Source organism: Marinobacter azerbaijanicus, from assembly GCF_030250645.1.
GTDB lineage: Bacteria > Pseudomonadota > Gammaproteobacteria > Pseudomonadales > Oleiphilaceae > Marinobacter > Marinobacter azerbaijanicus.
Map to the genome: position 1 here is coordinate 236,054 of NZ_JASSVS010000004.1, position 25,797 is coordinate 261,850.

Consider the following 25,797-nt stretch of genomic DNA (forward strand, 5'->3'; position numbering starts at 1 on the left):
TTTGCAGAATGGCTCCCATAGCCCATACGCCATCATTGCCGTGGCCAAGGGTCAGCAACTAAAGGAGCAGTTAACATGGCTAAAACCAACGCCGACATCGAACACTGGGATGTCGAAAACGAAGAATTCTGGGAAAGGGAAGGCAAGCGCATCGCTTCCCGCAACCTGTGGATTTCCATCCCCAGCCTGCTGATGGGCTTCGCCGTCTGGCTGATGTGGGGCATGATTACCACCCAGATGAAGAACCTGGGTTTCCCTTTTACCGTTGATCAACTGTTCACTCTGACAGCCATTGCCGGCCTTTCCGGCGCGACCCTGCGGATCCCTGCGTCGTTCATGATCAAGATCGCAGGTGGCCGGAACACGGTCTTCCTGACCACTGCCCTGCTGATGCTGCCCGCCCTGGGCACCGGCATCGCACTGATGAACCCGGATACCCCCTTCATTGTTTTCCAGGCGCTGGCACTGCTGTCCGGTATCGGCGGCGGCAACTTTGCCTGCTCCATGAGCAACATCAGTTCCTTCTATCCCAAGAGCAAGCAGGGCTACGGACTGGGCATGAACGCCGGGCTTGGAAACTTTGGTGTTACCACCATGCAGGTGGTGATTCCCCTGGTAATGACCGTGGGAGTTTTCGAAGCACTCGCAGGCGGCCCCCTGGAGCTGCAGAGCCCGAGCGGCACTCTGATCGGTCGCATTGAGGCCGGCACGGACACCTGGATCCAGAACGCCGGCTTTATCTGGCTGGTGTTCCTGATCCCATTGGCCTTCGCTGGCTGGTTCGGCATGAACAACCTGCGCACCATCACTCCGAACCCTGGCAGCCCTGCGTCAGCGTTTGCAAAGATTATCGGCCTGTATACGGTTGGCCTTGCCACCTCATTGGTCGGGGTTTATGCGCTTGGCATCCTGAACATGTGGGTGGCGCTGCCCCTCACCATCATCCTGACGCTTGTTCTCCTGCGCCTGATCCCGGGCGACATCAAGCCGAACATTCAGAAGCAGTTTGCCATTTTCAACAACAAGCACACCTGGGCCATGACGGTACTGTACATTCTTACCTTCGGCTCATTCATCGGCTTCTCCGCTGCACTTCCTCTGTCCATCAGTGTTATCTTCGGCAACATGATGGAAGTGGCCGCAGATGGCACCGTGACCCGCGTCACCAATCCTGACGCCCCCAGCGCCCTCACCTGGGCCTGGATCGGTCCCTTCGTAGGCGCCCTGATCCGTCCGGTGGGTGGCTGGATCTCCGACAAGATGGGCGGTTCCATCGTCACCCAGATCATCTCAGTGGTCATGGTGGTGGCATCGGTGGCAACCGGCTACGTGATGATGCTGGCGTACAACTCAACCGACCCCAACAGCTACTTCGCGATCTTCCTGATTCTGTTCATTGTGCTGTTCGCCGCCAGCGGCATCGGCAATGGCTCCACTTTCCGCAGCATCGGCGTAATCTTCGACCAGCAGCAGAAAGGCCCGGTACTTGGCTGGACCTCTGCCGTCGCCGCCTATGGCGCCTTCATCGCACCGCGAGTGATGGGCCAGGAGATCCAGGCCGGAACTCCGGAAGTGGCCATGTACGGGTTTGCGGTGTTTTACGCACTGTGCCTTGTGGTGAACTGGTGGTTCTACCTGCGCAAGAATGCGTATATCAAGAATCCATGATGTGACAGCAAAAGATTCACGAATCGATTGCCGGCCCGCAAGGGCCGGTTTTTTTTCGTTGTAACGCTCCCAGGCCCAGCATACCGGACAAAAATAGCAGCGCCGCCCCGGGCTCCGGTACCTCGTGTGCCACCGACGCAAGGTTGAACGAGGTGATCACCACTGAACCATCAGCCTGCTCCAGAACTCCGAGATCGTCATCTCGCCACAGGTACTGATAATCAAAGAGTCCATAATTGTTGTCGACTGTTCCGGAGACAGAGTCACTCCAAGTAATTGACTGCTCGAGAGTATCATCCGACAGGAAGTCCAGAAGCTCGGAATAGATGCTGAGCTTCTGCCGCAAATAGACCCGTGCGTTGATTGATGTGCTCTCACTGACCCTATCCTGCACCGTCAGCTTATCAGGCGAGCCCTCATTAAAGATCCCGACCGAATCTTCCGTAAGGTAACCTGATTGATCATCCGGCAAGCCAAAATCAAACCCGTCAATAGACAGGGAAACCCAGTCCAGGGAGGATGCGTACTCGCCCTGGTCAGGATTTGCGAGGGCGTCGACTGGCGCAGTGGCAAGATCAATCATCAACGTGCCGTTCACCTCACGGCCTTCATTAGCTCCACTACCGCTATTTCCTGTCACCGCGCCGGTCCGGTCGTAATCTCCATGGCTGATATAACCACTGAATGTTCCGGTAATAACATTCGCTCCCGCGGCAAACGGCAGGCAAGACAGGCCAGCCATCAGAACTGCTTTCGAAATTGTTGTTATCACGATCATTTCTCCTTGTGTTTCAATCGCTTTGTTATCCTATCAGCGTGTAACATCATGTAACGGAACTGTGTCAAGTTTATGGGCACATTGCTCGTCCTGAACGCAAAAAGCCCGCCGGGATTGCTCCGGGCGGGCTTCTTCGCAGTTTTCGGGGGGTGACTAGCCGGAAGCTGCAGCGGCTGCGGCAGCCTGCTTCTTGCGCTCCTCCTCTTCGATCTGAAGGTCAACAGAAGACACCTGATATTCTTCGGCGAACCCGGACTCAGGCTCTTTCAGCCACATCAGGCACAACACCCAGCTGATGAAGGCGCCCGCGGCAATGATATAGAAGAACTGAGTGGGGGTAACGAAGGTGAAGATGGTGAGGTATACCACGGCACCGACATTGCCATAGGCACCGGCCATTCCGGAAATCTGTCCGGTAAGACGGCGCTTGATGGAAGGGATAATACCAAAAGTGGCGCCCTCAGCCCCCTGTACGAAGAATGAGGTGAAGACGGTAATCGCAACGGCGATGATCAGCGGCCAGCTGGAGTTCATGAAGCCCATCAGCGCGAAGCCAATGGAGATGCCGAACATGTAGCTGAGCATTACGAACCGGCGGTTACCCATGCGGTCAGAGACCAGGCCACCCATGGGGCGTGCCAGCAAGTTCACAAAGGCAAACGAGGCCGCGATCAGGCCTGCTGCAGCTGCGTTCAGGCTCCAGGTTTCTTCAAAGAACATTGGCAGCATGGACACCACCGCCAGCTCGGCACCGAAGTTGGCGAAATAGGTGCTGTTCAGGGCCGCGACACTGTTGAACGGGTACTTGTCATCCTCCGGCACGCCTTTTTTGAGGATGGGGATGTTCACCCGCAGGATCTGGATGATTTGGTAAACCACAATGGCAGCGATGATGCCATAGCAGATGAGCGCGCCGGTCCTGCCGATGTACCCCATGCTTTCGATGCGCCAAACCAGGATACCCAGCACGCCGACCAGAGGAATGGTCCACAGGATAAGCTTGACCATGTCACCCCAGCTGCTGACTTCCAGCGCGATGGCCTTGCGGGGCTTGCGGTGAACGGTACCCACAGGGCCGTCGGTGATGGCAAACCAGTAGTAGACACCGTAAGCCGCCATGAAAATCGCACTCTGGGCAATGGCCCAGCGCCAGCCGTCTTCACCGCCATACATGTGCAGTGCAATAGTAGGCAGAGAGATGGCCGCGGCGGCCGAACCGAAGTTACCCCAGCCAGCATAGAAACCCTCGGCGAAGCCGATATCCCTGGGCTTGAACCACATGGCAGTCATGTGGATGCCCACCACAAAGCTGGCGCCGATAGAGCTCAGGACCAGACGGCTGACGAGCAGCTGCATCATGGTGGTACCGAAAGCAAACACCAGTGCGGGGATGGCCATTAACACCATCAGTACCGAGAACACCCGGCGTGGGCCAAACCGATCCAGAGCCATGCCCACGATAATGCGGGCGGGGATGGTCAGGGCGACGTTACAGATGGCAAACAGCCGGATATCATCCTTCGTCAGCCAGTCCACACTCTTCAGCATGCTGGATGCCAGCGGCGCCATGTTGAACCAGACATAGAAGGTAATAAAGAAGGCAATCCAGGTCAGGTGCAATGCCCTGATTTCCGGATTGCGGACGCGGAACACATCAGCGACTTTCATTTCAGCCTCCGGGGCTATTCAAGGGTTATTAAAGGCTGGGGAGAATGAGCAGCGGGCACTGAACCCGGCGCGCGAGAAATGAACTCACGCTGCCAAAGGTCATGTAATCCAGCTCATCCACGAAATAGGTGAGGGATCGGGCAATAAAGCCGCCATCGGGCTCGTGGCTGTGGCGTGCTATCACCAGCATGTCAGGGCGGATTTTCTTCTCTGCCGCGAACAGCAGCATCTTGCGGGCATCGCCCTCCAGCATCATGGTTTCAGCAGCAATCTGTTCTTTCTCGCAGACGTCCATCGCCTCCGCCAGGTGCTGTTTGAGCTCGTCCACTTCTTCCTGGAAGAAGTCTTCGTTTCCCGAGGTGATGTCACGGGGGTTTTCCGCCACCGCAACCAGCGTAATCTGCGGCTTCAGATCCCGAAACATGGTGATGGTTTGCGCCAGAGCCAACCTGGCATTTCTCGAACCGTCATAGGCAATCATGATTTTCATCGTAAACTCCAGACCCGTTATGCCAGCACACACGCATGGCAGGCTTCATATTTGTCAGCATTAGCCCACAATCACCCATTGCCCGGACTTGATATGCGTCAAACCTGCAGCCGGGTACCCCACCAGAGACACAGAGCGGATATCACCTTCGCCCGAATCAACCTGCAAATGCCTACCTCCCCCTGCCTTGAAGGGGTACCTCCAATGCCACGGCGGCATAGCGACCTTTCTTGATATTGTTCAAGTAGCGTCACCGGGCTGTCGGGATACAGTCGAAGGCAGGTATTTGCAGCTTGCTGCGGGAGGGTATTAATTATGGAAAACAGCGTATCAAAACCTGAACAGTACCGGGCGCTGGGCATCTCCACGTTTGCCTTCACGCTTTGTTTTGCGGTCTGGACCATTTTCTCCATCATCGGCATCAAGATTAGCCAGGACTTCGGGCTGTCGGATACCCAGCTGGGACTGCTGATGGCCACGCCTATTCTGACCGGCTCCATCAGCCGCCTCTTCCTTGGCATCTGGACAGATCGCTTTGGCGGCCGCTGGGTGTTTGGCATATTGATGCTCACAACATCTGTCTGTGTTTACCTGCTTACCTTTGCAAACAGCTATCTGATGTTGCTGGTGGGTGCGTTGGGAGTTGGCCTGGCGGGTGGTTCATTTATCGTTGGGGTGACCTACACCGCGGCCTGGTTCGAACGGGAGCGCCAGGGGACAGCCTTGGGTATCTTCGGGGCAGGTAACGTCGGGGCTGCAGTGACCAATTTCGGCGCGCCCTTTCTGCTGGTGGCACTCGGATGGCAGGGGACCGCACAGGTCTATGCCACGGTACTGGCTGTCATGGGGGTGCTGTTTATCCTCCTTGCAAAAGAAGATCCGATGGCGAAGGAGCGCGCCAGTAAACAGTCCCAGTCCTTCATGGAACAGATGGCCCCACTGAAGGAGCTTCGGGTATGGCGCTTCGCGCTTTACTATTTCTTCGTGTTCGGGGCGTTTGTGGCCCTGGCCCTGTGGCTGCCCCACTATCTGATTGGCGTTTACGGCCTGAATGTTAAAACCGCGGGTATGATTGCCGCGCTCTATACCATTCCCGCATCGCTGTTTCGTATTCTTGGCGGCTGGATGTCGGATCGCTACGGTGCCCGTCGTGTCATGTACTGGACGTTCACGGCCTCCGTTGTCTGCACCTTCCTGCTCAGCTATCCGCCAACCGAATACGTGGTGCACGGCATAGATGGCGACATCCGCTTCTTCCTGGAAGTAGGACTGATACCGTTTGTGGTGCTTACCTTTATCCTTGGTTTCTTCATGTCACTGGGAAAAGCTGCGGTGTACAAACACATTCCGGTTTATTATCCCACCCACGTTGGGGCTGTTGGCGGTGTTGTCGGCATGATCGGCGGCCTCGGTGGGTTTCTGCTGCCGCTGATGTTCGGTGTGCTGAATGACATCACCGGTATCTGGCAAAGCAGTTTCATGCTGATGTTCCTGATCGTGGCTGCCGCTCTGGCCTGGATGCATTACGCCATCCGCTCTGCCGAGAGGGTGGAATGGGCTGCCCAGGAAACCAAGACGGATTTGCCGGAACTGGCATCACCACAGCTGTTCTATCCACTGAACCGGCCGCCCCGTAACGACAAGCAGTCACTCAATGGCCATCCGCCCCTGAAGTGATGCACCGGAACTCCCTGCTTCTGTAGCTTTGACCTGCGCTACCACTGCCCCCGCCTGCCGGGGGCTTTTTTATGGGGACTGTATCCAAGTCGCCCAACTCGCTTTAGAATTCAGGCTCCACGAACTGTCTGGAGCTGTTGTTTTCCATGCCTCCCCAATCAAGTCCTGCAACCGGTTTTGAGCGATTACGACAAATCGAGTCCAGCCGCATATTCCAGAGTGTGGTCATTGGCATCATTATTCTTTCGGCACTGACCATCGGCGCCAAGACCTATGAACTTCCGCCTCTGGTGGAAGGCTCACTGATCGTAATGGACAACGCCATCACGGTGTTCTTCCTGCTGGAAATCCTGTTCCGGTTCGCCGCATGTCCCAACAAGAAACGCTTTCTGATGGACGGCTGGAATCTGTTCGACACCCTGGTTGTGGTTGGTAGCCTGATTCCGCTGGACAATTCCGATGCTGTTCTGCTGGGCAGGCTGTTGCGGGTATTCAGGGTTCTGCGTCTTATCTCGGTAGTGCCGGAATTGCGGTTCCTGATCAACTCCCTGCTTAAAGCCATTCCCCGCATGGGCTACATTGCGGTGCTGATGTTCATCATCTTCTACATCTATGCAGCTATGGGCTCCATGTTCTTTGCAAAGGTGGATGAGGAACTGTGGGGAGATGTCGCCATCGCCATGCTGACGCTGTTCCGCGTGGCTACGTTCGAGGACTGGACAGATGTCATGTATGCCACCATGGAGCAGTATCCGCTGAGCTGGATCTACTACCTGACGTTCATCTTCCTGACGGCGTTTGTGTTTTTGAACATGATGATCGGTGCGATACTGGAAGTGATGAGCGAAGAGCAGAATGCCAAACAGGCGCAGGAGGCCCATGATGAGAGGGATGAGATTGCCCGCCAGCTTAAAGCGGTTCAGGAACAGCTGCAGGAACTGACCAGACAGATGTCTGAGAAGGCCGGGGGGCGATGACCCCCGGCATTTTGCGCGTCAGAAGGGTTTGGCGATAGCCAGGTGGAAAATGGCCATGATCTGGACAAAAGCAAGTACCGTGGCGATCAACCGCACCTGCAGGCTACGGGTTTCCTTCAATGCAAACACGCCAGCCACAATGTAGCCGACCAGCAGAACAATCTTCGCTGTCAGCCAACCGTGCACGAATGGCATCCAGGGCGTCACAAACAGCAGGCTGATGGCGGCCAGCAACAGAATCGTATCGTTGGCGTGTGGGATCCAGCGCAACGGTGTTTTCCGCCAGTCAGGCTTGCCCACTGCATCCAGCAGCAGACGCAGGGAAAACAGCACCACCGTCAGGTAGGCAGCAAACATATGGATGCTTTTCAGGATCAGATAGCTACTCATAAATTAATCCATTTGGAATCAAGTCGATAGCGGCATTGTACGCAAAAGTACCGCCTGATGGGTATGTTATTTCATAAAACATTTATTTAAGATATAAGTTATATCCAGGCAGCCAGTGGAGTTACCGTCATGCAGGCTATTCCAACATCCGAATCTGCGGAGAGTGCAAGCATCCGCCAGTTGTTCGGCTACCCATTCCGTATTTTTTTCCTTTCCATGACCGTGCTGGCCATGCTTTCCATCCCTGTTTGGGTGCTACAGGTCAGTGGCGCTATCCAGCTGCCACTGGCGATGCCGGGCCTGTTCTGGCACCAGCACGAAATGCTGTTCGGTTTTCTCTCGGCAGCAATTGCGGGCTTCCTGCTGACAGCCGTGTGTGTATGGACCCAGACCAACCGGACCCATGGCGTGCGCCTTGCTCTGTTGTGGGGCGTGTGGCTTGCAGGTCGCCTGTTGCTGGCGTTCGGCGCTGACCTTCCGGAATGGCTGGTGCAGGGGGTTAACCTTGCCTTCCTGCCCCTGGTAATGCTTGATGCCGGCTGGCGCGTATGGCACGCCAGGCAGAAACGTCAACTGATGATACTGGTGGTCCTCGGGCTGCTCTGGCTGATGCAGATCGGCTTCGTAACGCGACTCGACCCCGCCTTCAGTTACGGAGCCCTGATCATGGCGATGGCACTGATTAGCATCATCGGGGGGCGCATCACCCCTGCCTTCTCTGCCGGCTGGCTCCGTCAGCGTGGGCTTGACGCAACACAGGTCAGGATGGTTCCGGCGCTGGACATGGCTGCCCTGTTCATTATGGTTCTGCTGATGGCGTCACTGGTTTCTGACTGGCAAACGGTAACCGCCGGTCTTGCGATTATCGCTGCCGTTCTGATGCTGGTGCGCCTGGCAGGCTGGAAAGGCTGGCTGTTCCGCAAAGAGCCACTGTTGTGGGTGCTGCACCTGTCGATTCTGTGGGTGCCGATTGCACTGCTTCTTCTCGCCGGCTCCATTCTCGCCGACTGGCCCACCAACGCCTGGGCACATGCCGCCGGCACCGGTGCCGTTGGCTGTCTGATCCTGGGGGTCATTGCCCGGGTTTCCCTGGGCCATACCGGCCGTCCTCTGATCCTGCCACAGGGCATGGTGGCCGCGTTCGTGATGATTCACCTGGCGGCACTGGTGCGGGTAGTCACCGCGTTCGAGGTCCTGCCCTGGCACGCGGGCGTAGGGATAAGCTCCCTGCTGTGGGTGCTCGCCTTTGGCATATACCTGGTGCGCTACACAAGGATACTGGCCTCGCCAAGGCCGGATGGTAAAGAAGGCTGAGTTTCAGGAAAAACCGCCTGGGGAAGAGCTGGTCACGCTGCCAACTCTTCCTCGACGATTGCACTGAATGCTGCCCGCGCTTCACGGAAGCGATCAGCAGGGAAGTGAATGTGAATGCCCTCCAGTGACGCCATCAGCATTTCAAGATGCGCGTCCCAGCCGGCGCAGGAAATCGAAACCCGGTGGTCGTCCGGCAAAAGCAATGTGAGTTCTACGGTGGTTCCCTCCGCATCGGGAATCAACGTCCAGCGTACTGGTCGCTGCGGCTCATCGCCGGTACTCCAGGAATATTCCAGTAGCCGCTCGGGTTTGATAGCGCGAACATAGCTGTCTATCGGCGAACCACTCTGTTCAAAGTCGATTTTCACCGAACCGCCCTGCCACTGTTCAACCGTTCCCGGTGCCAGCCAGTTGGCAAGATTGGCAGAACCGGTCAGCATCGACCATACCCTCGCAGGACTATGGTCCGTTCTGCGTTTCAGCTTCGCAAAAACCCGGCCATCCCTGCGGCTCAGTTCACCCCAGGCGTTTCTCGTGGCTGACATGACGACTCCTTGCATCTGTTCAGGATCAGCCTGAAAAATAACCAATTACCCCGAAAAGCACCTTGATGACCATCAACCCCCTGACAGCCACTTCTCTGAAAACTGCAACCAATGGTCAATAGCCATACGGCGAATAACAGCTAAAGTATAAGAAACCATTTTGTAACAGGGATAATGGCATTATGACCCCCGATCATTTTGACAAGGCGGATTTGATCGCCTGTGGGCACGGCACGCTTTTTCCAGGCAAGATGCGGCTACCCATCAATGAAATGCTGATGATGGACCGCGTAACCCATTTCAGCGAAACCGATGGACTTTATGGCAAAGGCAGCATCGTTGCCGAGCTGGACATCAATCCAGACCTCTGGTTTTTCAAGGTTCATTTTGTCGATGATCCGGTCATGCCGGGTTGCCTGGGGCTGGATGCCATGTGGCAGCTGGTAGGTTTTTTCCTGGCGGCAACCGGTGGCGAAGGCAAGGGCCGGGCACTGGGTTCAGGTGAGGTAAAATTTTCTGGCCAGGTGCTGCCAACCAACAAGCTGGTTCGCTATCACCTCGATATCAAACGGGTAATTCGCCGCAAGCTCACCATGGCGATCGCCGATGCCCGCATGGAAGTGGATGGCCGCGAGATATACACCGCCAAGGACCTCAAGGTTGGCATGTTCAATTCTACGGATGACTTCTAGGAGCCATTAAATGCGTCGTGTAGTTATTACCGGCATGGGGATTGTCTCCAGCCTCGGAACCAATAAAGACGAAGTGACCCGGTCACTGCGGGATTCAATACCCGGTATCGGCTTCAGTCAGGAAGCCAAGGATAATGGCCTGCGTAGCCATGTCTGCGGCCAGATCGACCTGAACCTGCCGGATCTGATCGACCGCAAGCTGATGCGCTTCATGTGCCCGGCCTCCGGTTATTCCTACCTGGCAATGAAGGAAGCCATTGAACAGGCAGGGCTCACCGATGAGCAGATCCGCGCCAACTCGACCGGCGTGATCATGGGCGCCGGTGGTGCATCAACGGTGGAACTGATGGACGCGATTGATACCCATCGCGCCAAGGGCATCCGCCGGGTTGGCCCTTACCGGGTGCCACGCACCATGGGCAGCGCCATCAACGCCTCCCTGTCTACTGCATTCGGCATTACCGGCGTCAATTACGGCATCACCTCCGCCTGTGCCACCAGCGCTCACTCCATCGGCCATGCCGGTGACCTGATTGCTCTGGGCCGCCAGGATGTGATGTTTGCCGGTGGCGGCGAAGACATCCACTGGACCCTGAGCCTGATGTTTGACGCCATGGGTGCATTGTCCACCAAGTACAACGACACGCCGGGAAGGGCGTCCCGCACCTATGACAAGGACCGGGATGGCTTTGTTATATCCGGTGGCGGCGGTGTGCTGGTACTCGAAGCCCTGGAACACGCAGAGGCTCGTGGCGCAACTATCCTGGCCGAACTGGTCGGTTTTGGTGCCACGTCTGACGGCGCCGATATGGTCGCTCCCAGCGGCGAAGGCGCGATTCGCTGTATGCAGCAGGCCATGAAGAATGTGGACGGCGAGATCAGCTACATCAACACCCACGGCACCAGCACGCCCGCAGGTGATGTCACCGAGCTGAAAGCACTGAAGGAAACCTTTGGTGACAAGATACCACCACTGAGCTCAACCAAGCCCCTGTGCGGCCACGCTCTGGGCGCTGCAGGTGTGCACGAAGCTATCTACAGCCTGATCATGCAGCGGGGGAACTTTATTGCCCCGTCGGCCAACATCGAGAACCTGGACGAAGGCGCCGAAGGCTACCCCATCGTGCGGGAACGGCAGGACAACGTGGACCTGCCCCTGGTGATGAGCAACAGCTTTGGCTTCGGCGGCACCAATGGCACCCTGATCTTCAAGAAGGTCTGATACCTTCAGGAAGGCACCGGGGCATGCGAGTTCGCTACCCCGGCTGCCTGGTCAGGCTTTATGCCGCCATTGAGCGGTAGGCCCCCGGCGACTTACCCATCCAGCGCTTGAATGCACGGCTGAACGCACTGAGCTCAGAAAACCCCAGTTGCTCCGCGATTTCCACCAGGGACTTGCTACGGTCCTTCAGGTAGGCCAATGCGCGTTCGCGCCGAATTTCCTCCAGCAGAGCCGCGAAAGTCAGGTTCTCCTGCTTCAGCCTCTTATGAAGTGTGTGCCGGCTCATGTGCAGCTGGGAGGCAACGGCTTCCACCCCCACACGACCACGCTCCAGGTGCCCGGCAATCAACGAAGCCACTCGCGCACTGAAGGGTGCTTTTGGCGCAAGTGGCCCCATCGGATCTGATCGCATATCACTTTCTCCTGATAGTTCAACGCAGACATCGAATGCCCGCGCCAGTCAGCGTACACATGTTAGCCGAAAATAACCATCTCCAGCCTTGAGCCGCATCAAGGTAAAAACCCGGTCAATAAGACACCATCGGCAACCAAGACTCTCCGAACAACCGATGACCCTATCCGGAGCCCCGATGCACACCCCAGAACTGCTCGCCCCCGCCGGCACCGCCGAACACCTTGAGACAGCCTTCGCCTATGGCGCCGACGCCGTCTATGCCGGCCAGCCCAGATACTCTTTGAGAGTAAGAAATAACAGCTTCAAAAACATTACGGCTTTGGGCGAAGGCATCACCCGCGCCCACGAACTTGGCAAGCAGTTCTACCTCGTATCCAACATCGCCCCCCACAACGACAAGGTGCGCAGCTATCTCCGGGATCTGGAGCCGGTACTGGAATACCGGCCGGATGCCCTGATCATGTCAGACCCCGGCCTGATCATGCTGGTACGGGAAAAATGGCCAGACCAGCCCATACATCTGTCAGTACAGGCCAACGCCGTAAACTGGGCCACAGTCGAGTTCTGGCGCAGGCAAGGCATCAACCGCGTCATCCTGTCCCGGGAACTGGCCCTGGACGAGATCCGCGACATCCGCGAAAAAGTTCCGGAAATGGAACTGGAAGTCTTCGTACACGGCGCCCTCTGCATGGCCTATTCCGGCCGCTGCCTGCTGTCCGGCTACATGAACCACCGCGACGCCAACCAGGGTGCCTGCACCAACGCCTGCCGCTGGAACTACAAGGAAGTCAGCCACAGTCACGACCAGACCGGCGACCTTATCGCCACATCAAACAGCGCCGAAGCCCGGATGGCAGAGCCGAAGGAGATCCTGCTGGAAGAACCCAACCGCCCAGGCAGCTACATCCCCGCCTACGAGGACGAACACGGCACCTACATCATGAACTCAAAGGACCTCCGCGCCGTCCAGCACGTCGCTCAACTCGCGGAAATGGGCATCCACTCCCTGAAAATCGAAGGCCGCACCAAAAGCACCTACTACGTCGCGCGCACCACCCAGGCCTACCGCCGCGCCATCGACGACGCCGCAGGCGGCAAGCCCTTCGACATGAACCTGATGAAACAGCTGGAAGCGCTCTCCAACCGCGGCTACACCGAAGGTTTCCTCCGCCGCCACGTGCCCCAGGAATACCAGAACTACGAACAGGGCTCCTCCCTGAACGGCAGCCAGCAGGTGGTCGGCACTATTACTGACGTGGATGACCGGTGGCTGACCATCGACGTGAAAAACAAGTTCGCCCCCGGTGACGCCCTGGAACTGATCACACCGGCCGGCAACCTGCGGTTCAGTGCGGAAACCATGGAAAACCGGAATGGTGAAGCCATGGAATATGCCCCCGGCAGCGGCCATGTCGTCCGCATCCCCAAACCCCACTCGCTGCCCGATTCGCTTGATTTCAGTTACCTGACCCGAATCCTGCCATCATCTACATAGCAGTTTGTGAGTCGGTGGAGACCAGCAATTAGTCGAAGGCGTCAGGCGGGGCTTCCTCCCAAAACCGTGCATTGCCATGGATGGCAATGCCGAGCCCCCATGGATGGGTTCACGGCGTGTTTTGGGAGGAAGCCCCGCCTGACGCCCGCCACCGCAACATCCAGTCTTACCCCAAGCCAGACCAAAGCTATCACCACGATTGCCAGCCCCTTAGTGCCCCAAGGGCCGAATAAGGTATAATCACGACACGCGCAATTTAATACCTGACTATTTTACTCTGGTATTGTATACTCGCTCACCAGAAGAAACGGATTTTGCCCTTGGTTATCAACAGGGCAACACCAAATCCGTCATCCAAAAACCGATTGCAGGGCGTACTCATTAGTTGAGCGACCACTGCAACGCCGAAAGTTTTACATCCGCCCGGCGGCCAGCAGATGCCGCCACCGGCGACACCAGGGGCTGAAAAGCCCGAGATGAGAGAATACGGAGCGACGATCATGGCGACCACCGACAAAGAGGTGAACGAGCTGATCAAACGGGAATACGAACACGGATTCGTAACAGAGATAGAATCCGACACGTTCGAGCCCGGCCTGAACGAAGACGTCATTGCGCGCCTTTCCGGCATCAAGAAAGAGCCGGAATGGATGCTGGAATGGCGCCTGAAAGCCTACCGTCGCTGGCTGGAAATGGACGAGCCGGACTGGGCCCACGTCGGGTACCCGAAGATCGACTACAACTCGATTTCCTACTACTCCGCGCCCAAGCGCCCGGAAGACATGCCCCAGAGCCTGGACGAAGTGGACCCGGAGTTGCTCAGAACCTATGAGAAACTGGGCATCCCCCTGCACGAGCGCGAAAAGCTGGCAGGTGTAGCTGTCGATGCGGTATTCGATTCCGTCTCCGTGGCGACCACCTTCAAGGAACCACTGGCCAAGGCCGGTGTGATTTTCTGCTCCATCTCCGAAGCGATCCAGGATTATCCGGAACTGGTCAAAAAGTATCTTGGCTCTGTGGTGCCTGCTGGCGACAACTTCTTCGCCGGCCTGAACTCCGCAGTCTTCTCCGACGGCACCTTTGTTTACGTGCCCAAGGGCGTGCGCTGCCCCATGGAATTGTCCACCTACTTCCGCATCAACGCGGCCAACACCGGCCAGTTCGAGCGCACCCTGATCATTGCTGAAGACAGCAGTTACGTCAGCTACCTGGAAGGCTGTACCGCCCCCATGCGGGACGAGAACCAGCTCCACGCTGCCGTGGTTGAACTGGTTGCCCTGGACGATGCGCAGATCAAATACTCCACCGTCCAGAACTGGTATCCGGGCGACGAGAACGGCAAGGGCGGCATCTTCAACTTCGTCACCAAGCGTGGCGCCGCCATTGGCAAGAACTCGAAAATCTCCTGGACCCAGGTAGAGACCGGTTCTGCGGTAACCTGGAAGTACCCGAGCTGCATTCTGCGCGGTGACAACAGCGTGGGCGAGTTCTACTCGGTGGCGCTGACCAACAACTACCAGCAGGCCGATACCGGCACCAAGATGATTCACCTGGGCAAGAATACGTCCAGCACCATCATCTCCAAGGGCATTTCCGCGGGCAGGAGCTCCAACGCCTACCGCGGCCTGGTGAAGTTCGGCCCGGGTGCGGAAGGTGCGCGTAACTACACCCAGTGCGATTCGCTGCTGATCGGCGACCGCTGCGGCGCCCACACCTTCCCGTACATCGAGAGCAAGAACAAGTCGGCCATCGTCGAGCACGAGGCGACCACCTCCAAGGTCAGCGACGAGCAGATGTTCCTCTGCCGCCAGCGTGGTATCGACCCTGAGCAGGCTGTTTCCATGATTGTGAACGGCTTCTGTAAAGAGGTGTTCAAGGAGCTGCCTATGGAGTTTGCCGTGGAAGCTGGCAAGTTGCTTGAGGTTAGTCTTGAGGGGTCTGTTGGTTAACTGATTGGTTTGCTGATCTCTGCCCCGCTGGTTTGGGTGGAGGTCAGCGAGCAGGTTGGGCCTTCCGGAACACGCCGTGAATACGTCCATGTAGGCTCCTAAAAAACATCCTTGTTTTTTAGGGTTCCGGAAGGCCCAACCTGCTCACTGCCCCAGACATCTTACGGGCACGAACATTTGGTCTTCCGACAGAGCGTTATTTTGCCTCGGACGGCAAACACAAAAGTATGCGGAAGCCATCGGGCAGGCCCTTCCGGGATCGTAAAAATCAGGGATGATTTTTCCGAGCGTACATGGACGTATTCACAGCGTATCCCGGAAGGGCCTGCCCGAGGGCTGACTCCTCCACAGTTGGCAGTCAGCCCAAGGCAACAGAATTCAGACGGTTAAAAGAGAGAGAAGCCTACAAATGCTGAGTATCAAGAACCTGCACGCATCCGTTGAGGGTGAAGAGATCCTCAAGGGCATCAACCTGGAAATCAAGGCCGGGGAAGTTCATGCCATCATGGGCCCGAACGGCTCAGGCAAGAGTACGCTGTCCCAGGTGCTTGCGGGCAATGAGACGTTTGAGGTGACCGAAGGCGAGATTACCCTCAATGGCGACAACCTGCTGGATCTGGAAACCGAAGAGCGGGCCCGCGAAGGCATCTTCCTGGCGTTCCAGTATCCGGTAGAGATTCCCGGCGTCAGCAACCTGCAGTTCCTGCGTACCGCCGTTAACGCCATGCGCACACACCGTGGCGAGCCGGAGATGAACGCGGCTGAGTTCATGAAGCTGGCCAGGGAAGTGTCCAAACAGGTGGATCTGGACCCGGCCTTCCTCAAGCGCGGTGTCAACGAAGGCTTCTCCGGTGGCGAGAAGAAGCGCAACGAAATCATGCAGGCGCTTCTGCTCCAGCCCAAGCTGGCGATTCTGGACGAGACCGACTCGGGGCTTGATATCGATGCCCTGCAGGTGGTCTCAAAGGGCGTGAACGCCCTGCGTGCCGAAGACCGCGCCATTCTGATGGTGACTCACTACCAGCGTCTACTGAATCACATCGTGCCGGACTACGTGCATGTTCTTGCCGGCGGCAAAATCGTGAAATCCGGTGGCCGTGAGCTGGCGCTGGAGCTTGAAGAGCGCGGTTACGGCTGGCTCGGCGTGAAAGACGAAGAAGCCACACCCAGTGCAGCCAGTTAAGGAGGCCGTGGAATGAAACCAGCACCAACGCTTTCCAGCGCCTTCCTTGAGCCGCGCGGGCATTCACTGCCGGCGCCACTGCTTGAGCTGCGCAAACAACGGGGTACGGCACTGGTGGACATGCCTTTGCCAACCCGCAAAACCGAAAACTGGAAGTACTCCAGCCGGCATCTGAAACTGACGGATGATCTGGCCACCACCCTGCCCGCTACCGGCAAGGACGGCTACAGCCTGTCGTTGCCCGGTTACCGGGTGGTGTTCCACAACGGCGTGATGATTCCGGAAGCGTCTGATTTTCCGGACCTTGATGGCGTGCGCATCCAGAATTTCGGCGATCTTGACGACGACGATGCAGCCGCCCTTGCAGAACGCCTGGACAACACCCTGGACACCCGCGCGGTGCAGATGGCGAGGCTGAACTCTGCACGATTCGAAGACGGCCTGTACATCCGCCTCGACAAGGAAGTCGTGCTGGATCAGCCGCTGTTCATTGTGCACGAAGTAACCGGCACCGCCTCCGGCTCTGCCTATCCGCGTATCTATGTGGATGCTGCGCGTCACAGCCAGATCACACTGGTGGAGGAGTACCTCTCCAGCGGCAACGAGCCGGTCATGGTCAACGCGGTCACCGAGTACATGCTGGAAGACGGCGCCAACGTCACCAGCGTACGGCTGGTCATGGAAGGTGAGAATGTCCAGCACATCGGCGCCACCGGTGTTCGCCAGGCCGCCAACTCCCGCTTCGAAAGCCATTGCGTGGGCTTCGGCGGACCTCTTCGCCGGCACGACCTGATGGTTCGTCTCGAAGGCGAGGGTGGCGAGTGCAAGCTGAACGGTGTGGTCGTTACTCAGGGCAAGCAGCATTACGACAACCACACCTCCATTGAACACGTGGCGGCTCACTGCAACAGCGAGGAAACCTATCGCAATATCGCTGCAGACGAGTCCCACGCTGTGTTCAATGGCCGCATCCATATTCATGAGGATGCCCAGAAGTCGAACGCCAACATGAACAACAAGAACCTGTTGCTCTCCACTGGCGCCGAGATTGACACCAAGCCCGAGCTGGAAATTTACGCAGATGACGTCAAGTGCGCCCATGGCGCGACCATTGGCCAGCTGGACAGGACATCCCTGTTCTATCTGGTTTCCCGCGGGATCGGGCGCCGTGAAGCCAATACCCTTTTGACTATGGCCTTCATTAACGAACTTGTTGAACAGATTCCGGTTCAGGCAGTCAAAGACGCTGCACAGCTTCGGCTGAATGAGTTTTTCGATCAGACATTTGAGGAGGCCTGACCGGTTATGACAGACCTTTCCGTGGCAAACAAGGCTGGCAGAGCGACGTTTGATGTCGATGCTGTCCGCCGGGACTTCCCGATCCTTGATCAGCAGATCAACGGCAAGCCCCTCGTATATCTGGACAACGGTGCTTCGGCCCAGAAGCCGATTGCCGTACTGGACGCCATGGATCGGTATTACCGGGAAATGCACTCCAATGTTCACCGGGGTGCCCACACCCTGGGGGATCGCGCAACCAGCGCTTTCGAGGGCGCTCGCGAGAAGGTACGGTCATTCCTGAACGCCGGCAGTACCCGTGAGATCATCTGGACGCGGGGCACCACCGAAGCCATTAATGTGGTCGCCAACGGGCTGGCCGGCCGCCTGAAGCCGGGCGACGAAATTCTCGTCAGCCATATGGAGCACCATGCCAACATTGTGCCCTGGCAGATGGTGGCCGAGCGCACGGGGGCGAAGGTGCTTCCTGTGCAGGTAACACCGGAAGGTGAGCTCGACCTGGAATCGTTCACCAGCCTTTTGGGCGATCGCACCCGCGTGCTGGCACTGACCCACGTCTCCAACGTTCTGGGCACGGTTAACCCGGTTGCCCCGCTGATAGAACAGGCCAAGGCCAGGGGTGTGATTACCCTGATCGACGGCGCCCAGGCGGTGCCCCACTTCCAGCCGGACGTACAGGCACTGGGTTGCGACTTCTATGTGTTCTCATCCCACAAACTGTTCGGTCCTACTGGCATCGGCGTGCTCTACGGGAAAGCCCAACTGCTCGAGGAAATGCCTCCCTACCAGGGCGGTGGGGAAATGATCGAACGGGTATCCTTCGAGCGCACCACCTGGAACGTACTGCCCTATAAATTTGAGGCGGGCACCCCACCCATTGCCGAAGCAGTCGGCCTGGGGGCTGCCATCGACTATCTGGACAGCCTCGACCGCAAGGGCATGGAAGCGGCCGAAGCGGCGCTTCTCACCCGGGCAAACCAGCTGGTTGAAAGCGTCCCAGGCATGGAAGTGATTGGTACGGCCAGCAATAAAATGCCGGTTATGTCCTTTAAAATTGCTGGCCTGCACCCCAGTGACATAGGCACCCTGCTGGACCAGCAGGGTATCGAGATCCGCACCGGCCATCACTGCGCCATGCCACTGATGGACTTTTACGGGGTTCCCGGTACAGCACGGGCGTCCTTTGCATTTTACAATACGCTGGAGGAAGTGGAACAATTGTTCACTGCCCTGCAGAAAATCCAGCGTCTGTTTGCCTGATGGAGGTGGAAACATGACAGCCGAAGTCTTCACACCAACCGTAGCCGTCACCATGACGCCCACTGCGGTGAAACACGTACGCAAACAACTGGACAAAAAGCCCGAGGCGAAAGGTATCCGCCTGGCCATCAAGAAAAGCGGCTGTTCCGGCTTCAAATATGAAACCCAGTGGGTTGAAGAAGTTGGCGCGGATGACAAGGTGTTCCACATTGATGGCGTGGACCTGTTCGTTAAGGAAGAGCACCTGCCGCTGGTGAATGGCATCGAGATCGATTTTGTGACTGAGGGGGTGAACTCCCTGTTCCAGTTCCGGAATCCGAATGCCACCGCTGAGTGTGGATGCGGGGAGAGTTTCACGGTTGCCTGAACCTGAAACTGTGGTGTCGGATTACGGCTTCGCCTAATCCGACCTACAAAGACAACCAATGTAGGTCGGATTAAGCGCAGCGCAATCCGACAAACCAGCTAGAGAGAAAACGAGGCCCCAGACGGCATGCAAGAACGGGAAGTGGTCCTGACCAAACGCGAAGTAGAGGCACGACTGGTGCCCACCGGCACGGAAATCATGATTCCGTCGGATACCTTTGTGACCATCACACAGTCACTGGGGGGCAGCTTTACCGTTGCCGTGAATGGTAATCTTGCTCGCATTGAAGGCCACAACGCCGACGCCCTGGGCAAGAAGCCGCTGGAAAGCAGCTTCGAAACCCCCAAAGACGGCACCGTGAACGAAAACCAGGTCTGGGAAGCCATGAAAAACTGCTACGACCCGGAAATTCCGGTCAACGTGGTGGATCTTGGCCTCATCTACGACTGTAAGATAGAGAACGACCCTGAAAACGGTAACCACGTTTACGTTCTGATGACCCTCACTGCCGCCGGCTGTGGCATGGGCCCGGTGATCACCGAGGACGTCAAGACCAAGCTCGAGCATGTACCCAACGTCGACAAGGTGACGGTTGAACTTACCTTCGACCCACCCTGGAACAACGACATGCTTACCGACGAAGCCAAGCTTGAACTGGGGATGCTGTGAATGACTGCCTCTGAACAGGATTTTCTGAATAACCCTCTGGGAAAAGACACCACCCTGGAAGATGTAGTGGATGGCTTCGAATTCCTGGACGACTGGGAAGAACGCTACGCATTCATTATCGACCTGGGCAAGCAGCTACCGCCATTTCCGGATGACGAGCGCACGGAAGAGAACTACGTGCACGGGTGTCAGAGCCAGGTGTGGCTGATACATCATTATGATGAAGAAAGCGGCAAGCTTTACCTGCTGATTGATTCCGATGCCATTATCGTGCGCGGCCTTGCTGCCATCATCCTGGTGGCGCTGAACGGCAAGACACCCAGGGATCTTCTGGCCACGGATATTGACGAGCTGTTCGAAGAGCTCGACCTGTTCCGCCATATCTCCCCGACCCGGGGCAACGGTCTTCGCGCCATGGTGAGCAAGATCCGGGATATCGCTGCGGAAACCGCCGCAGCCTGAGGGCTCTCGCAACAACATTTACCAGACGATTGCCACATCATCCCGCTGGATATTGATCTGCCCGCCTGAGACCGGAATATTACCGTTACTGAAGTCCGGGTGGACATTGTTCAGCGTCATGGTTGTGCGGCTGTCCTGCAACTCTGGGGTTGCACCCGGCGAATCGAAGAAACTGGCACTGCGGTAGAGTTTCAGCTCATCTCCCGGCCTCAGCCCTGCGGTTGCGCCGGAATCCAGAGTCACTTTGCTGCCATCCACCCGGGTTACCCGGGTGATAAAAGGCTGACATGCCAAGGCATTGTTGATTGCGGTTGTCATATCCCTCATCAGGCCGCCAACCGCCCTGCCATAACCGGTTTCCTGGAAGCCGGCGGAACCAAACCCGTCAGCAGAGCCGGGGCCGGCGTCCCAGCGCGCCTCGGTCGCGAAACGCTCCTGGTAGATGGGCGAACCACTGAATCCGTCGTAAATCATCAGATCCGCCACAAACCTCCGATTCTGGTTCACGGCACCAATCCCCCGCTGCATACGGTCGATTATGGAACTGCCCCAGGCATCCGGATCAGACACACCCACATCACGGATCACGCCGGCAACAACAAACTGCACACCCAGTTCCCGCGCCACCTGGATTACGTTGGTAAGACGGTTATTGAACTTCTGCTGGGTTGGCGCGTTCAGAAGATCGCTGAACAGGCGCTGGGTGGTGGCACCAAATACCTGAAGATTGCCGGTGCTCCGAAGCTCCGCCTGCAATAATTGCGGCAAGATCTCGCCGGCATCATCGATACGGCCAATTCGCGCCTGGTCCGGATACACCATTGGGAAGCCGGTTACCGCAACGCGTTTTCTCAGGCCACTTGCCTCTCCTGCACTGCAACTTCCGCTTTCGGACATATCGGCCCGCACGGTTACCCGTAAAAGATTGCCCCGGCGATACTCGTCCACCACTTTCACGGATCTGGCCCGGGATGAGGACGCCACCTGCAGGCGGGACTCTGTCACCACACCGTTTTCGACGGTATCGCGACTGCTGATTCTGGCCTCGTATTGCAGGGACACATCCCTCAATGCTGCTTTTCTGGCCTCCTGCCTGGCGCCATCCACATCATCACCATGGATAGTGGCATGCCCCACACCCTCCAGCACCACGGCCTGGGCATTGGACGCAAGAATCAGCGCAGTAAAAAAGAAAATTGCCAGCTTCATGGAGAATGAGTCTCTCAATCCAGGTAGTAAAGGGAGTCCACGCCGCGGCTCTGGACATCGCCAGCGCTGTCATTGCCCCTCGGCATGGGAATCGGACACAGGTCCTGAACTTCCGTGTCAGAAACCCGGGAAACACAGGCACGGAATCTGGGCTCCAGTTTCAACTCCATCACGGTTTCCACGACGCCATCACTGTGCTCATTCACGGCCACCATTTTGGCGCCGCGGATATAGCTATCGACATAGGTGCGGAACATATCGTTCTGCAATACGAAGTCGTTTACCGTTGAACTACCGTAAATCACCGTGCCATAAACCCGCTCCGCCAGGTTGCGGTAGGCATCCAGCTGCGAGGCCCGGCGGGCAAGCAGGCGTTTACGGGTGTTCAGGCGATCTTTCGAGACTTCCTCATAGGTACCAAAACCGCTGACTCGAACCGTGATCGGGTCGAGGTTGGTCTGTTGTTGTGAGGCGCCCGAATCCCGCTGCTGACCGACCGGGGCACAGCCGACTATAGTCACCACAAGCGCAGGTATCAGTATCCACCGCAGGGTCATGTTGATTCTCCGAAAAGTATCCGTTCGCCATTTCCATGAAAAATTCAGGCCAACCTTTGTAACTGGCTGAAATCTATCGCTGCACACCGGACAGCACTGTTTACATCCCGCCAGAGCGGCAAAAAACCACCGCCATTTACACTAGGAAAACAAACCGTTACCGCATCACCGGTGTGTCACCGGCCGAACTGGATTAGTCTGAATCCTGCGCAAACTTAAAACCGATAATACAGATGCACAATCAGGATCCATCATGACCGAAAACCGTCTGACAAAACTCTCCCTGGCCATCGGCCTATCCATCGCCACCACTGCCGCCATGGCCAGCCCGCAAACGTTTATGTCGTCGCGCTCCTTTGCGATGGGCGGAACCGGTGTTGCCATCGCACATCCGGCAGCAGCCGGTGCTTCCAACCCGGCCATGATGGCAGCCGAGCAACACGAGTGGTCGGATGACTTTGGCCTGATCCTTCCCTCCGTCAACGCCCGCTTTGCTGACGAAGAAGAAACCATTGACCAGATCGATGACATTCAGGACACCATTGACCGCTTCAACGAACTGGACAAGAACTCCAGCGAGGAAGAAGCCCGGCAGACGGCCGGCGAACTGCGGCAGCAGTTGAATGACTTTGATCGTGACACCGTCCGGATTGATGCTGGCCTGGGCATTGCGCTGGCCGTACCCCTGGATTCCCTATCCGTCGGCTTTTTCACTAATGGCAGCCTGCGCGCCACAGTAAGGGGTGAATTCGACCAGGATGACGACCAATTCCTGGCCGACCTGGAAACTGCGAGCACAGCCGAGCTGTTGACTGCAAACCTGGATCGTGACCTGCAATCCCGCGGCAGCGTCCTGGCCTCTGCCGTTACCGAAGTTGGTATTTCTCTGGCCACTTCCATTGACCTCCAGAACGACTCGCAGCTGCAGATCGGGGTTTCGCCCAAATACGTTCAACTGCGCACCTTCCAATACACTGAGACAGTATCAGGCTTCGAGGACGACGACTTCGACAGTGACGAGAATGAAACCGACAAAAGCGGGCTTAACCTGGATGTCGGCGCCGCCTATGCTTTCGGTTCCCGGAACCAGTGGAACACCGGCGTTGTAGTCAAGAACCTCATTCCCATGGAGCTGGATTCAGCAGCAAACCGCCCCACTGAAGAGAAGCGAACTCTTGAGCTGAACCCCATGGTCACTGCCGGCATCGCCCATAAAGGCGACTTCCACGTTGTAACCGCAGAAGTGGACCTGACCAAGAAGGAAGCTTTCGGCTACGAGGATGACACCCAGTGGCTTGCCCTCGGTGCCGAATTCGACGCCTTCCGTTATGCCCAGCTCCGCGTTGGCGTACGCCAGAATCTCGCCAGCAACGACGACAACGATGGCATTGAGGAAGATACCCAGTTTACCGCCGGTATTGGCCTGTCGCCGTTTGGCGCCCGCCTGGACATCGGCGCACTGGTCAGCGATGCGGATATCGGCGCTGCCATTGAGCTTGGGGCTGCGTTCTGACCCAACCCTTTTAAAAACCCTGCTAATGCCCGGCCCTGTGCCGGGCTTTTTTGTGGGCGGCCGGTTTGCCAGTAACGGGCCTTACCCTGATAATCCCCTGAGTAAATTCTTCAAGGAGCAACACCCGATTCATGAAAACCTACCTGGTTGGCGGCGCAGTACGTGACGAACTTCTTGGCCTGCCGGTGAAAGACCGGGACTGGGTGGTCACCGGCGCAACGCCGGACGAGATGCTTCAACGGGGCTTCAAACAGGTGGGGGCTGACTTTCCGGTGTTCCTGCACCCGGATACCCGCGAAGAATACGCATTGGCGCGGACGGAAAGGAAACAGGGGCGAGGCTATCACGGCTTTACTGTCTACAGCGCACCTGACGTCACCCTGGAGGACGATCTCAAGCGTCGGGACCTCACCATCAATGCCATGGCAAAATCCACGGACGGCGAACTTGTTGACCCTTTCGGAGGCCGTGAAGACATCCGCACCCGCAGCCTGCGCCATGTCTCTGACGCCTTTGCCGAAGACCCCTTGCGGATTCTCCGCACCGCGCGTTTTGCGGCACGCCTTCAGCCCCTTGGTTTCGCCGTGGCGGAACCGACCATGGCCCTGATGCAGCAGATGGTCAAGGACGGCGAAGTCGGACACCTGGTGCCGGAACGGGTCTGGCAGGAAATCCAGCGGGCACTGCACGAAAATGAACCGGGCACTTTTTTCGAAATACTGCGTGATTGTGGCGCCCTGGCACGTCTTATTCCGGAACTGGACCAGGAGGAGGCCTTTCCAGCGGCCATTCAGGCACTTCGCTGCGTGCACAAAAGCGGCGGCGATACCGACACCCGCTTTGCAGCGCTGATGTCGCCACTGACGCCAGAAGAAGCCCGTAACCGCGCCGCACAACTGAAGGCTCCGAACGACTGCCTGAACCTGGCCCGCCTCACTACCAGCCTCGCACCGCAGATTGTCGCAATGACAGACTATCGGGCAGAGGTGCTGCTACAACTGCTGGAGGAGGCCGATATCTCGCGGCGCGCAGAACGATTTAACCGGCTACTGCAGGCCCTCAAGTGTGCCCTGCCAGATACCGAGATAACAAAACTCGACTGGCTGATTTCGGCACAACACGCCGCACTCAGTGTTGAAGCGAAGGAATTGCTCGCACAGGGGTTCAAGGGTAAAGAACTGGGGGAAGCAATCCGCAATGAGCGGTTGCAGCGTATCTCTGCACTTAAGCGGACACAGTGAGACACGCCATGGAATCAACAACACCTGTAGTGCTTATCACCGGAGCAGCACACCGGTTGGGCGCACACACCGCCAGACACCTGCATCACCGCGGCTGGAACCTGATCATTCATTACCGCTCACGAAAAGCCCAGGCCAACGCCCTGTGCGAGGAACTGAATAGCATCAGACATGGTTCGGCCGTATCTCTCCAGGCCGACCTGGCCATTCCCGGTGAAGCAGAGTCGCTGGGCGCAAAGGCCATTGCCGCATGGGGCCGTCTGGACGGGCTGGTCAATAACGCCTCCGTGTTCTACCCCAATCCCACAGTCGGGGCAGGCGCCGATGACTGGGACATCATCATGAACACCAACCTGCGCGCGCCCTTCTTTCTCGGCCAGGCGTGCCTGCCAGCGCTGAAACAGACCCACGGAGCGATCATCAACCTGGTTGATATCTACAGTCAGCGTCCACTGGCCGATCATCCGTTATACTGCGCCAGCAAATCCGGCCTGGCGTCGCTAACACTTTCCTGGGCAAAGGACCTGGCACCGGAAGTCCGTGTGAATGGTGTTTCACCGGGCGCCATCCTCTGGCCGGAGGGTGATGCAGCCGTTGATGAGAGTTACCAGCACAGCATACTGACCAGAACACCCCTGGCACGCACTGGCATCCCGGAAGACATTGCTGGCGCCATTGCATTCCTCCTCTGTGATGCGCCTTTTGTGACCGGTCAGATACTGTCAGTGGATGGCGGGCGCAGCCTGAATATGTAACA

26 protein-coding genes are annotated in these 25,797 nt (G+C 57.3%); 17 read left to right on the forward strand and 9 right to left on the reverse strand.

From position 1 onward, the window contains the following. The first annotated feature begins 75 nt into the window (after positions 1-75). On the forward strand, positions 76-1,668 hold the full coding sequence (locus tag QPM17_RS10220) for an MFS transporter (protein ID WP_285390594.1): 1,593 nt from the start codon (positions 76-78) through the stop codon (positions 1,666-1,668). A gap of 16 nt (positions 1,669-1,684) precedes the next feature. Here QPM17_RS10220 and QPM17_RS10225 read toward each other — a convergent pair whose 3' ends face one another. The 3 genes from QPM17_RS10225 to QPM17_RS10235 all read right to left on the reverse strand — a co-directional run bounded on the left by QPM17_RS10225 (position 1,685) and on the right by QPM17_RS10235 (position 4,604). Continuing rightward, the gene (locus QPM17_RS10225; protein WP_285390595.1) at positions 1,685-2,440 is read right to left on the reverse strand and encodes a PEP-CTERM sorting domain-containing protein; all 756 of its coding nucleotides are present in this window, start codon (positions 2,438-2,440) and stop codon (positions 1,685-1,687) included. A 159-nt stretch (positions 2,441-2,599) separates the two neighbouring features. Continuing rightward, the gene (locus QPM17_RS10230; RefSeq protein ID WP_285390596.1) at positions 2,600-4,114 is read right to left on the reverse strand and encodes an MFS transporter; all 1,515 of its coding nucleotides are present in this window, start codon (positions 4,112-4,114) and stop codon (positions 2,600-2,602) included. Between the two features lie 28 nt (positions 4,115-4,142). Continuing rightward, positions 4,143-4,604 carry a universal stress protein gene (locus tag QPM17_RS10235; protein ID WP_285390597.1) on the reverse strand — a complete coding sequence of 154 codons (462 nt, stop codon included), beginning with the start codon at positions 4,602-4,604 and terminating at the stop codon, positions 4,143-4,145. Positions 4,605-4,919: 315 nt separating this feature from the next. Between QPM17_RS10235 and QPM17_RS10240 the strand changes: the two genes are divergently transcribed. Next, a complete protein-coding gene (locus tag QPM17_RS10240; protein ID WP_285390598.1) occupies positions 4,920-6,281 on the forward strand; it encodes an MFS transporter in 1,362 nt (453 codons plus the stop codon). A 146-nt stretch (positions 6,282-6,427) separates the two neighbouring features. Further along, positions 6,428-7,258, forward strand: a complete 831-nt coding sequence (locus tag QPM17_RS10245; RefSeq protein ID WP_285390599.1) for an ion transporter — start codon at positions 6,428-6,430, stop codon at positions 7,256-7,258. An 18-nt stretch (positions 7,259-7,276) separates the two neighbouring features. On the opposite strand, the gene QPM17_RS10250 is transcribed toward QPM17_RS10245, so the two are convergent. Then, positions 7,277-7,648, reverse strand: coding sequence for a SirB2 family protein (locus QPM17_RS10250; RefSeq protein ID WP_285390600.1), 372 nt, complete (start codon positions 7,646-7,648; stop codon positions 7,277-7,279). 129 nt (positions 7,649-7,777) lie between these two features. Here QPM17_RS10250 and QPM17_RS10255 point away from each other — a divergent pair, with 129 nt between their 5' ends. Continuing rightward, positions 7,778-8,962 (forward strand): NnrS family protein, encoded by a 1,185-nt coding sequence (locus QPM17_RS10255; protein WP_285390601.1) that lies wholly within the window; start codon positions 7,778-7,780, stop codon positions 8,960-8,962. Positions 8,963-8,994: 32 nt separating this feature from the next. Here QPM17_RS10255 and QPM17_RS10260 read toward each other — a convergent pair whose 3' ends face one another. Beyond that, complete coding sequence (locus QPM17_RS10260) at positions 8,995-9,507, reverse strand: SRPBCC domain-containing protein (protein ID WP_285390603.1); 513 nt, start codon at positions 9,505-9,507, stop codon at positions 8,995-8,997. 182 nt (positions 9,508-9,689) lie between these two features. Between QPM17_RS10260 and fabA the strand changes: the two genes are divergently transcribed. Beyond that, positions 9,690-10,199, forward strand: a complete 510-nt coding sequence (gene fabA, locus QPM17_RS10265) for a bifunctional 3-hydroxydecanoyl-ACP dehydratase/trans-2-decenoyl-ACP isomerase (RefSeq protein WP_285390605.1) — start codon at positions 9,690-9,692, stop codon at positions 10,197-10,199. A gap of 10 nt (positions 10,200-10,209) precedes the next feature. Then, positions 10,210-11,421 carry a beta-ketoacyl-ACP synthase I gene (fabB, locus tag QPM17_RS10270; protein ID WP_285390606.1) on the forward strand — a complete coding sequence of 404 codons (1,212 nt, stop codon included), beginning with the start codon at positions 10,210-10,212 and terminating at the stop codon, positions 11,419-11,421. Positions 11,422-11,479: 58 nt separating this feature from the next. Here fabB and QPM17_RS10275 read toward each other — a convergent pair whose 3' ends face one another. Next, positions 11,480-11,833 carry a helix-turn-helix transcriptional regulator gene (locus QPM17_RS10275; RefSeq protein WP_285390607.1) on the reverse strand — a complete coding sequence of 118 codons (354 nt, stop codon included), beginning with the start codon at positions 11,831-11,833 and terminating at the stop codon, positions 11,480-11,482. 178 nt (positions 11,834-12,011) lie between these two features. Here QPM17_RS10275 and trhP point away from each other — a divergent pair, with 178 nt between their 5' ends. Further along, complete coding sequence (gene trhP / locus QPM17_RS10280) at positions 12,012-13,331, forward strand: prephenate-dependent tRNA uridine(34) hydroxylase TrhP (RefSeq protein ID WP_285390608.1); 1,320 nt, start codon at positions 12,012-12,014, stop codon at positions 13,329-13,331. Positions 13,332-13,626: 295 nt separating this feature from the next. On the opposite strand, the gene QPM17_RS10285 is transcribed toward trhP, so the two are convergent. Continuing rightward, the gene (locus tag QPM17_RS10285) at positions 13,627-13,833 is read right to left on the reverse strand and encodes a hypothetical protein (protein WP_285390609.1); all 207 of its coding nucleotides are present in this window, start codon (positions 13,831-13,833) and stop codon (positions 13,627-13,629) included. On the opposite strand from QPM17_RS10285, the gene sufB reads away from it, so the two are divergent. The 7 genes from sufB (at position 13,832) to QPM17_RS10320 (ending at position 20,520) form a co-directional block, all read left to right on the forward strand. Continuing rightward, the gene (sufB, locus tag QPM17_RS10290; RefSeq protein ID WP_285390610.1) at positions 13,832-15,280 is read left to right on the forward strand and encodes a Fe-S cluster assembly protein SufB; all 1,449 of its coding nucleotides are present in this window, start codon (positions 13,832-13,834) and stop codon (positions 15,278-15,280) included. The two genes, QPM17_RS10285 and sufB, sit on opposite strands and share 2 nt — an antisense overlap. Positions 15,281-15,689: 409 nt before the next feature. Continuing rightward, positions 15,690-16,463, forward strand: a complete 774-nt coding sequence (sufC, locus tag QPM17_RS10295) for a Fe-S cluster assembly ATPase SufC (RefSeq protein WP_285390611.1) — start codon at positions 15,690-15,692, stop codon at positions 16,461-16,463. A gap of 12 nt (positions 16,464-16,475) precedes the next feature. Continuing rightward, a complete protein-coding gene (gene sufD / locus QPM17_RS10300) occupies positions 16,476-17,762 on the forward strand; it encodes a Fe-S cluster assembly protein SufD (RefSeq protein WP_285390614.1) in 1,287 nt (428 codons plus the stop codon). Between the two features lie 6 nt (positions 17,763-17,768). Then, positions 17,769-19,022 carry an aminotransferase class V-fold PLP-dependent enzyme gene (locus tag QPM17_RS10305; protein ID WP_285390615.1) on the forward strand — a complete coding sequence of 418 codons (1,254 nt, stop codon included), beginning with the start codon at positions 17,769-17,771 and terminating at the stop codon, positions 19,020-19,022. 13 nt (positions 19,023-19,035) lie between these two features. After that, positions 19,036-19,389: a HesB/IscA family protein gene (locus tag QPM17_RS10310; protein ID WP_285390616.1), complete on the forward strand. Its 354-nt coding sequence runs from the start codon at positions 19,036-19,038 to the stop codon at positions 19,387-19,389. Positions 19,390-19,515: 126 nt separating this feature from the next. Continuing rightward, positions 19,516-20,058: a putative Fe-S cluster assembly protein SufT gene (sufT, locus tag QPM17_RS10315; protein ID WP_285390617.1), complete on the forward strand. Its 543-nt coding sequence runs from the start codon at positions 19,516-19,518 to the stop codon at positions 20,056-20,058. Further along, positions 20,059-20,520 (forward strand): SufE family protein, encoded by a 462-nt coding sequence (locus QPM17_RS10320; protein ID WP_285390618.1) that lies wholly within the window; start codon positions 20,059-20,061, stop codon positions 20,518-20,520. Between the two features lie 18 nt (positions 20,521-20,538). Here QPM17_RS10320 and QPM17_RS10325 read toward each other — a convergent pair whose 3' ends face one another. Together QPM17_RS10325 and QPM17_RS10330 are read right to left on the reverse strand one after the other, a co-directional pair. Further along, positions 20,539-21,729, reverse strand: a complete 1,191-nt coding sequence (locus tag QPM17_RS10325; protein ID WP_285390620.1) for a flagellar assembly protein T N-terminal domain-containing protein — start codon at positions 21,727-21,729, stop codon at positions 20,539-20,541. Between the two features lie 14 nt (positions 21,730-21,743). Then, positions 21,744-22,286, reverse strand: a complete 543-nt coding sequence (locus QPM17_RS10330; protein WP_285390621.1) for an LPP20 family lipoprotein — start codon at positions 22,284-22,286, stop codon at positions 21,744-21,746. A gap of 253 nt (positions 22,287-22,539) precedes the next feature. Between QPM17_RS10330 and traF the strand changes: the two genes are divergently transcribed. From traF to QPM17_RS10345, 3 genes are all read left to right on the forward strand, one after another. Continuing rightward, a complete protein-coding gene (traF, locus tag QPM17_RS10335) occupies positions 22,540-23,799 on the forward strand; it encodes a conjugal transfer protein TraF (RefSeq protein WP_285390623.1) in 1,260 nt (419 codons plus the stop codon). A 131-nt stretch (positions 23,800-23,930) separates the two neighbouring features. Then, complete coding sequence (locus QPM17_RS10340) at positions 23,931-25,040, forward strand: tRNA nucleotidyltransferase/poly(A) polymerase-related protein (RefSeq protein ID WP_285390624.1); 1,110 nt, start codon at positions 23,931-23,933, stop codon at positions 25,038-25,040. An 8-nt stretch (positions 25,041-25,048) separates the two neighbouring features. Further along, positions 25,049-25,795, forward strand: coding sequence for a pteridine reductase (locus QPM17_RS10345; protein ID WP_285390626.1), 747 nt, complete (start codon positions 25,049-25,051; stop codon positions 25,793-25,795). The last annotated feature ends 2 nt before the right edge of the window (positions 25,796-25,797 follow it).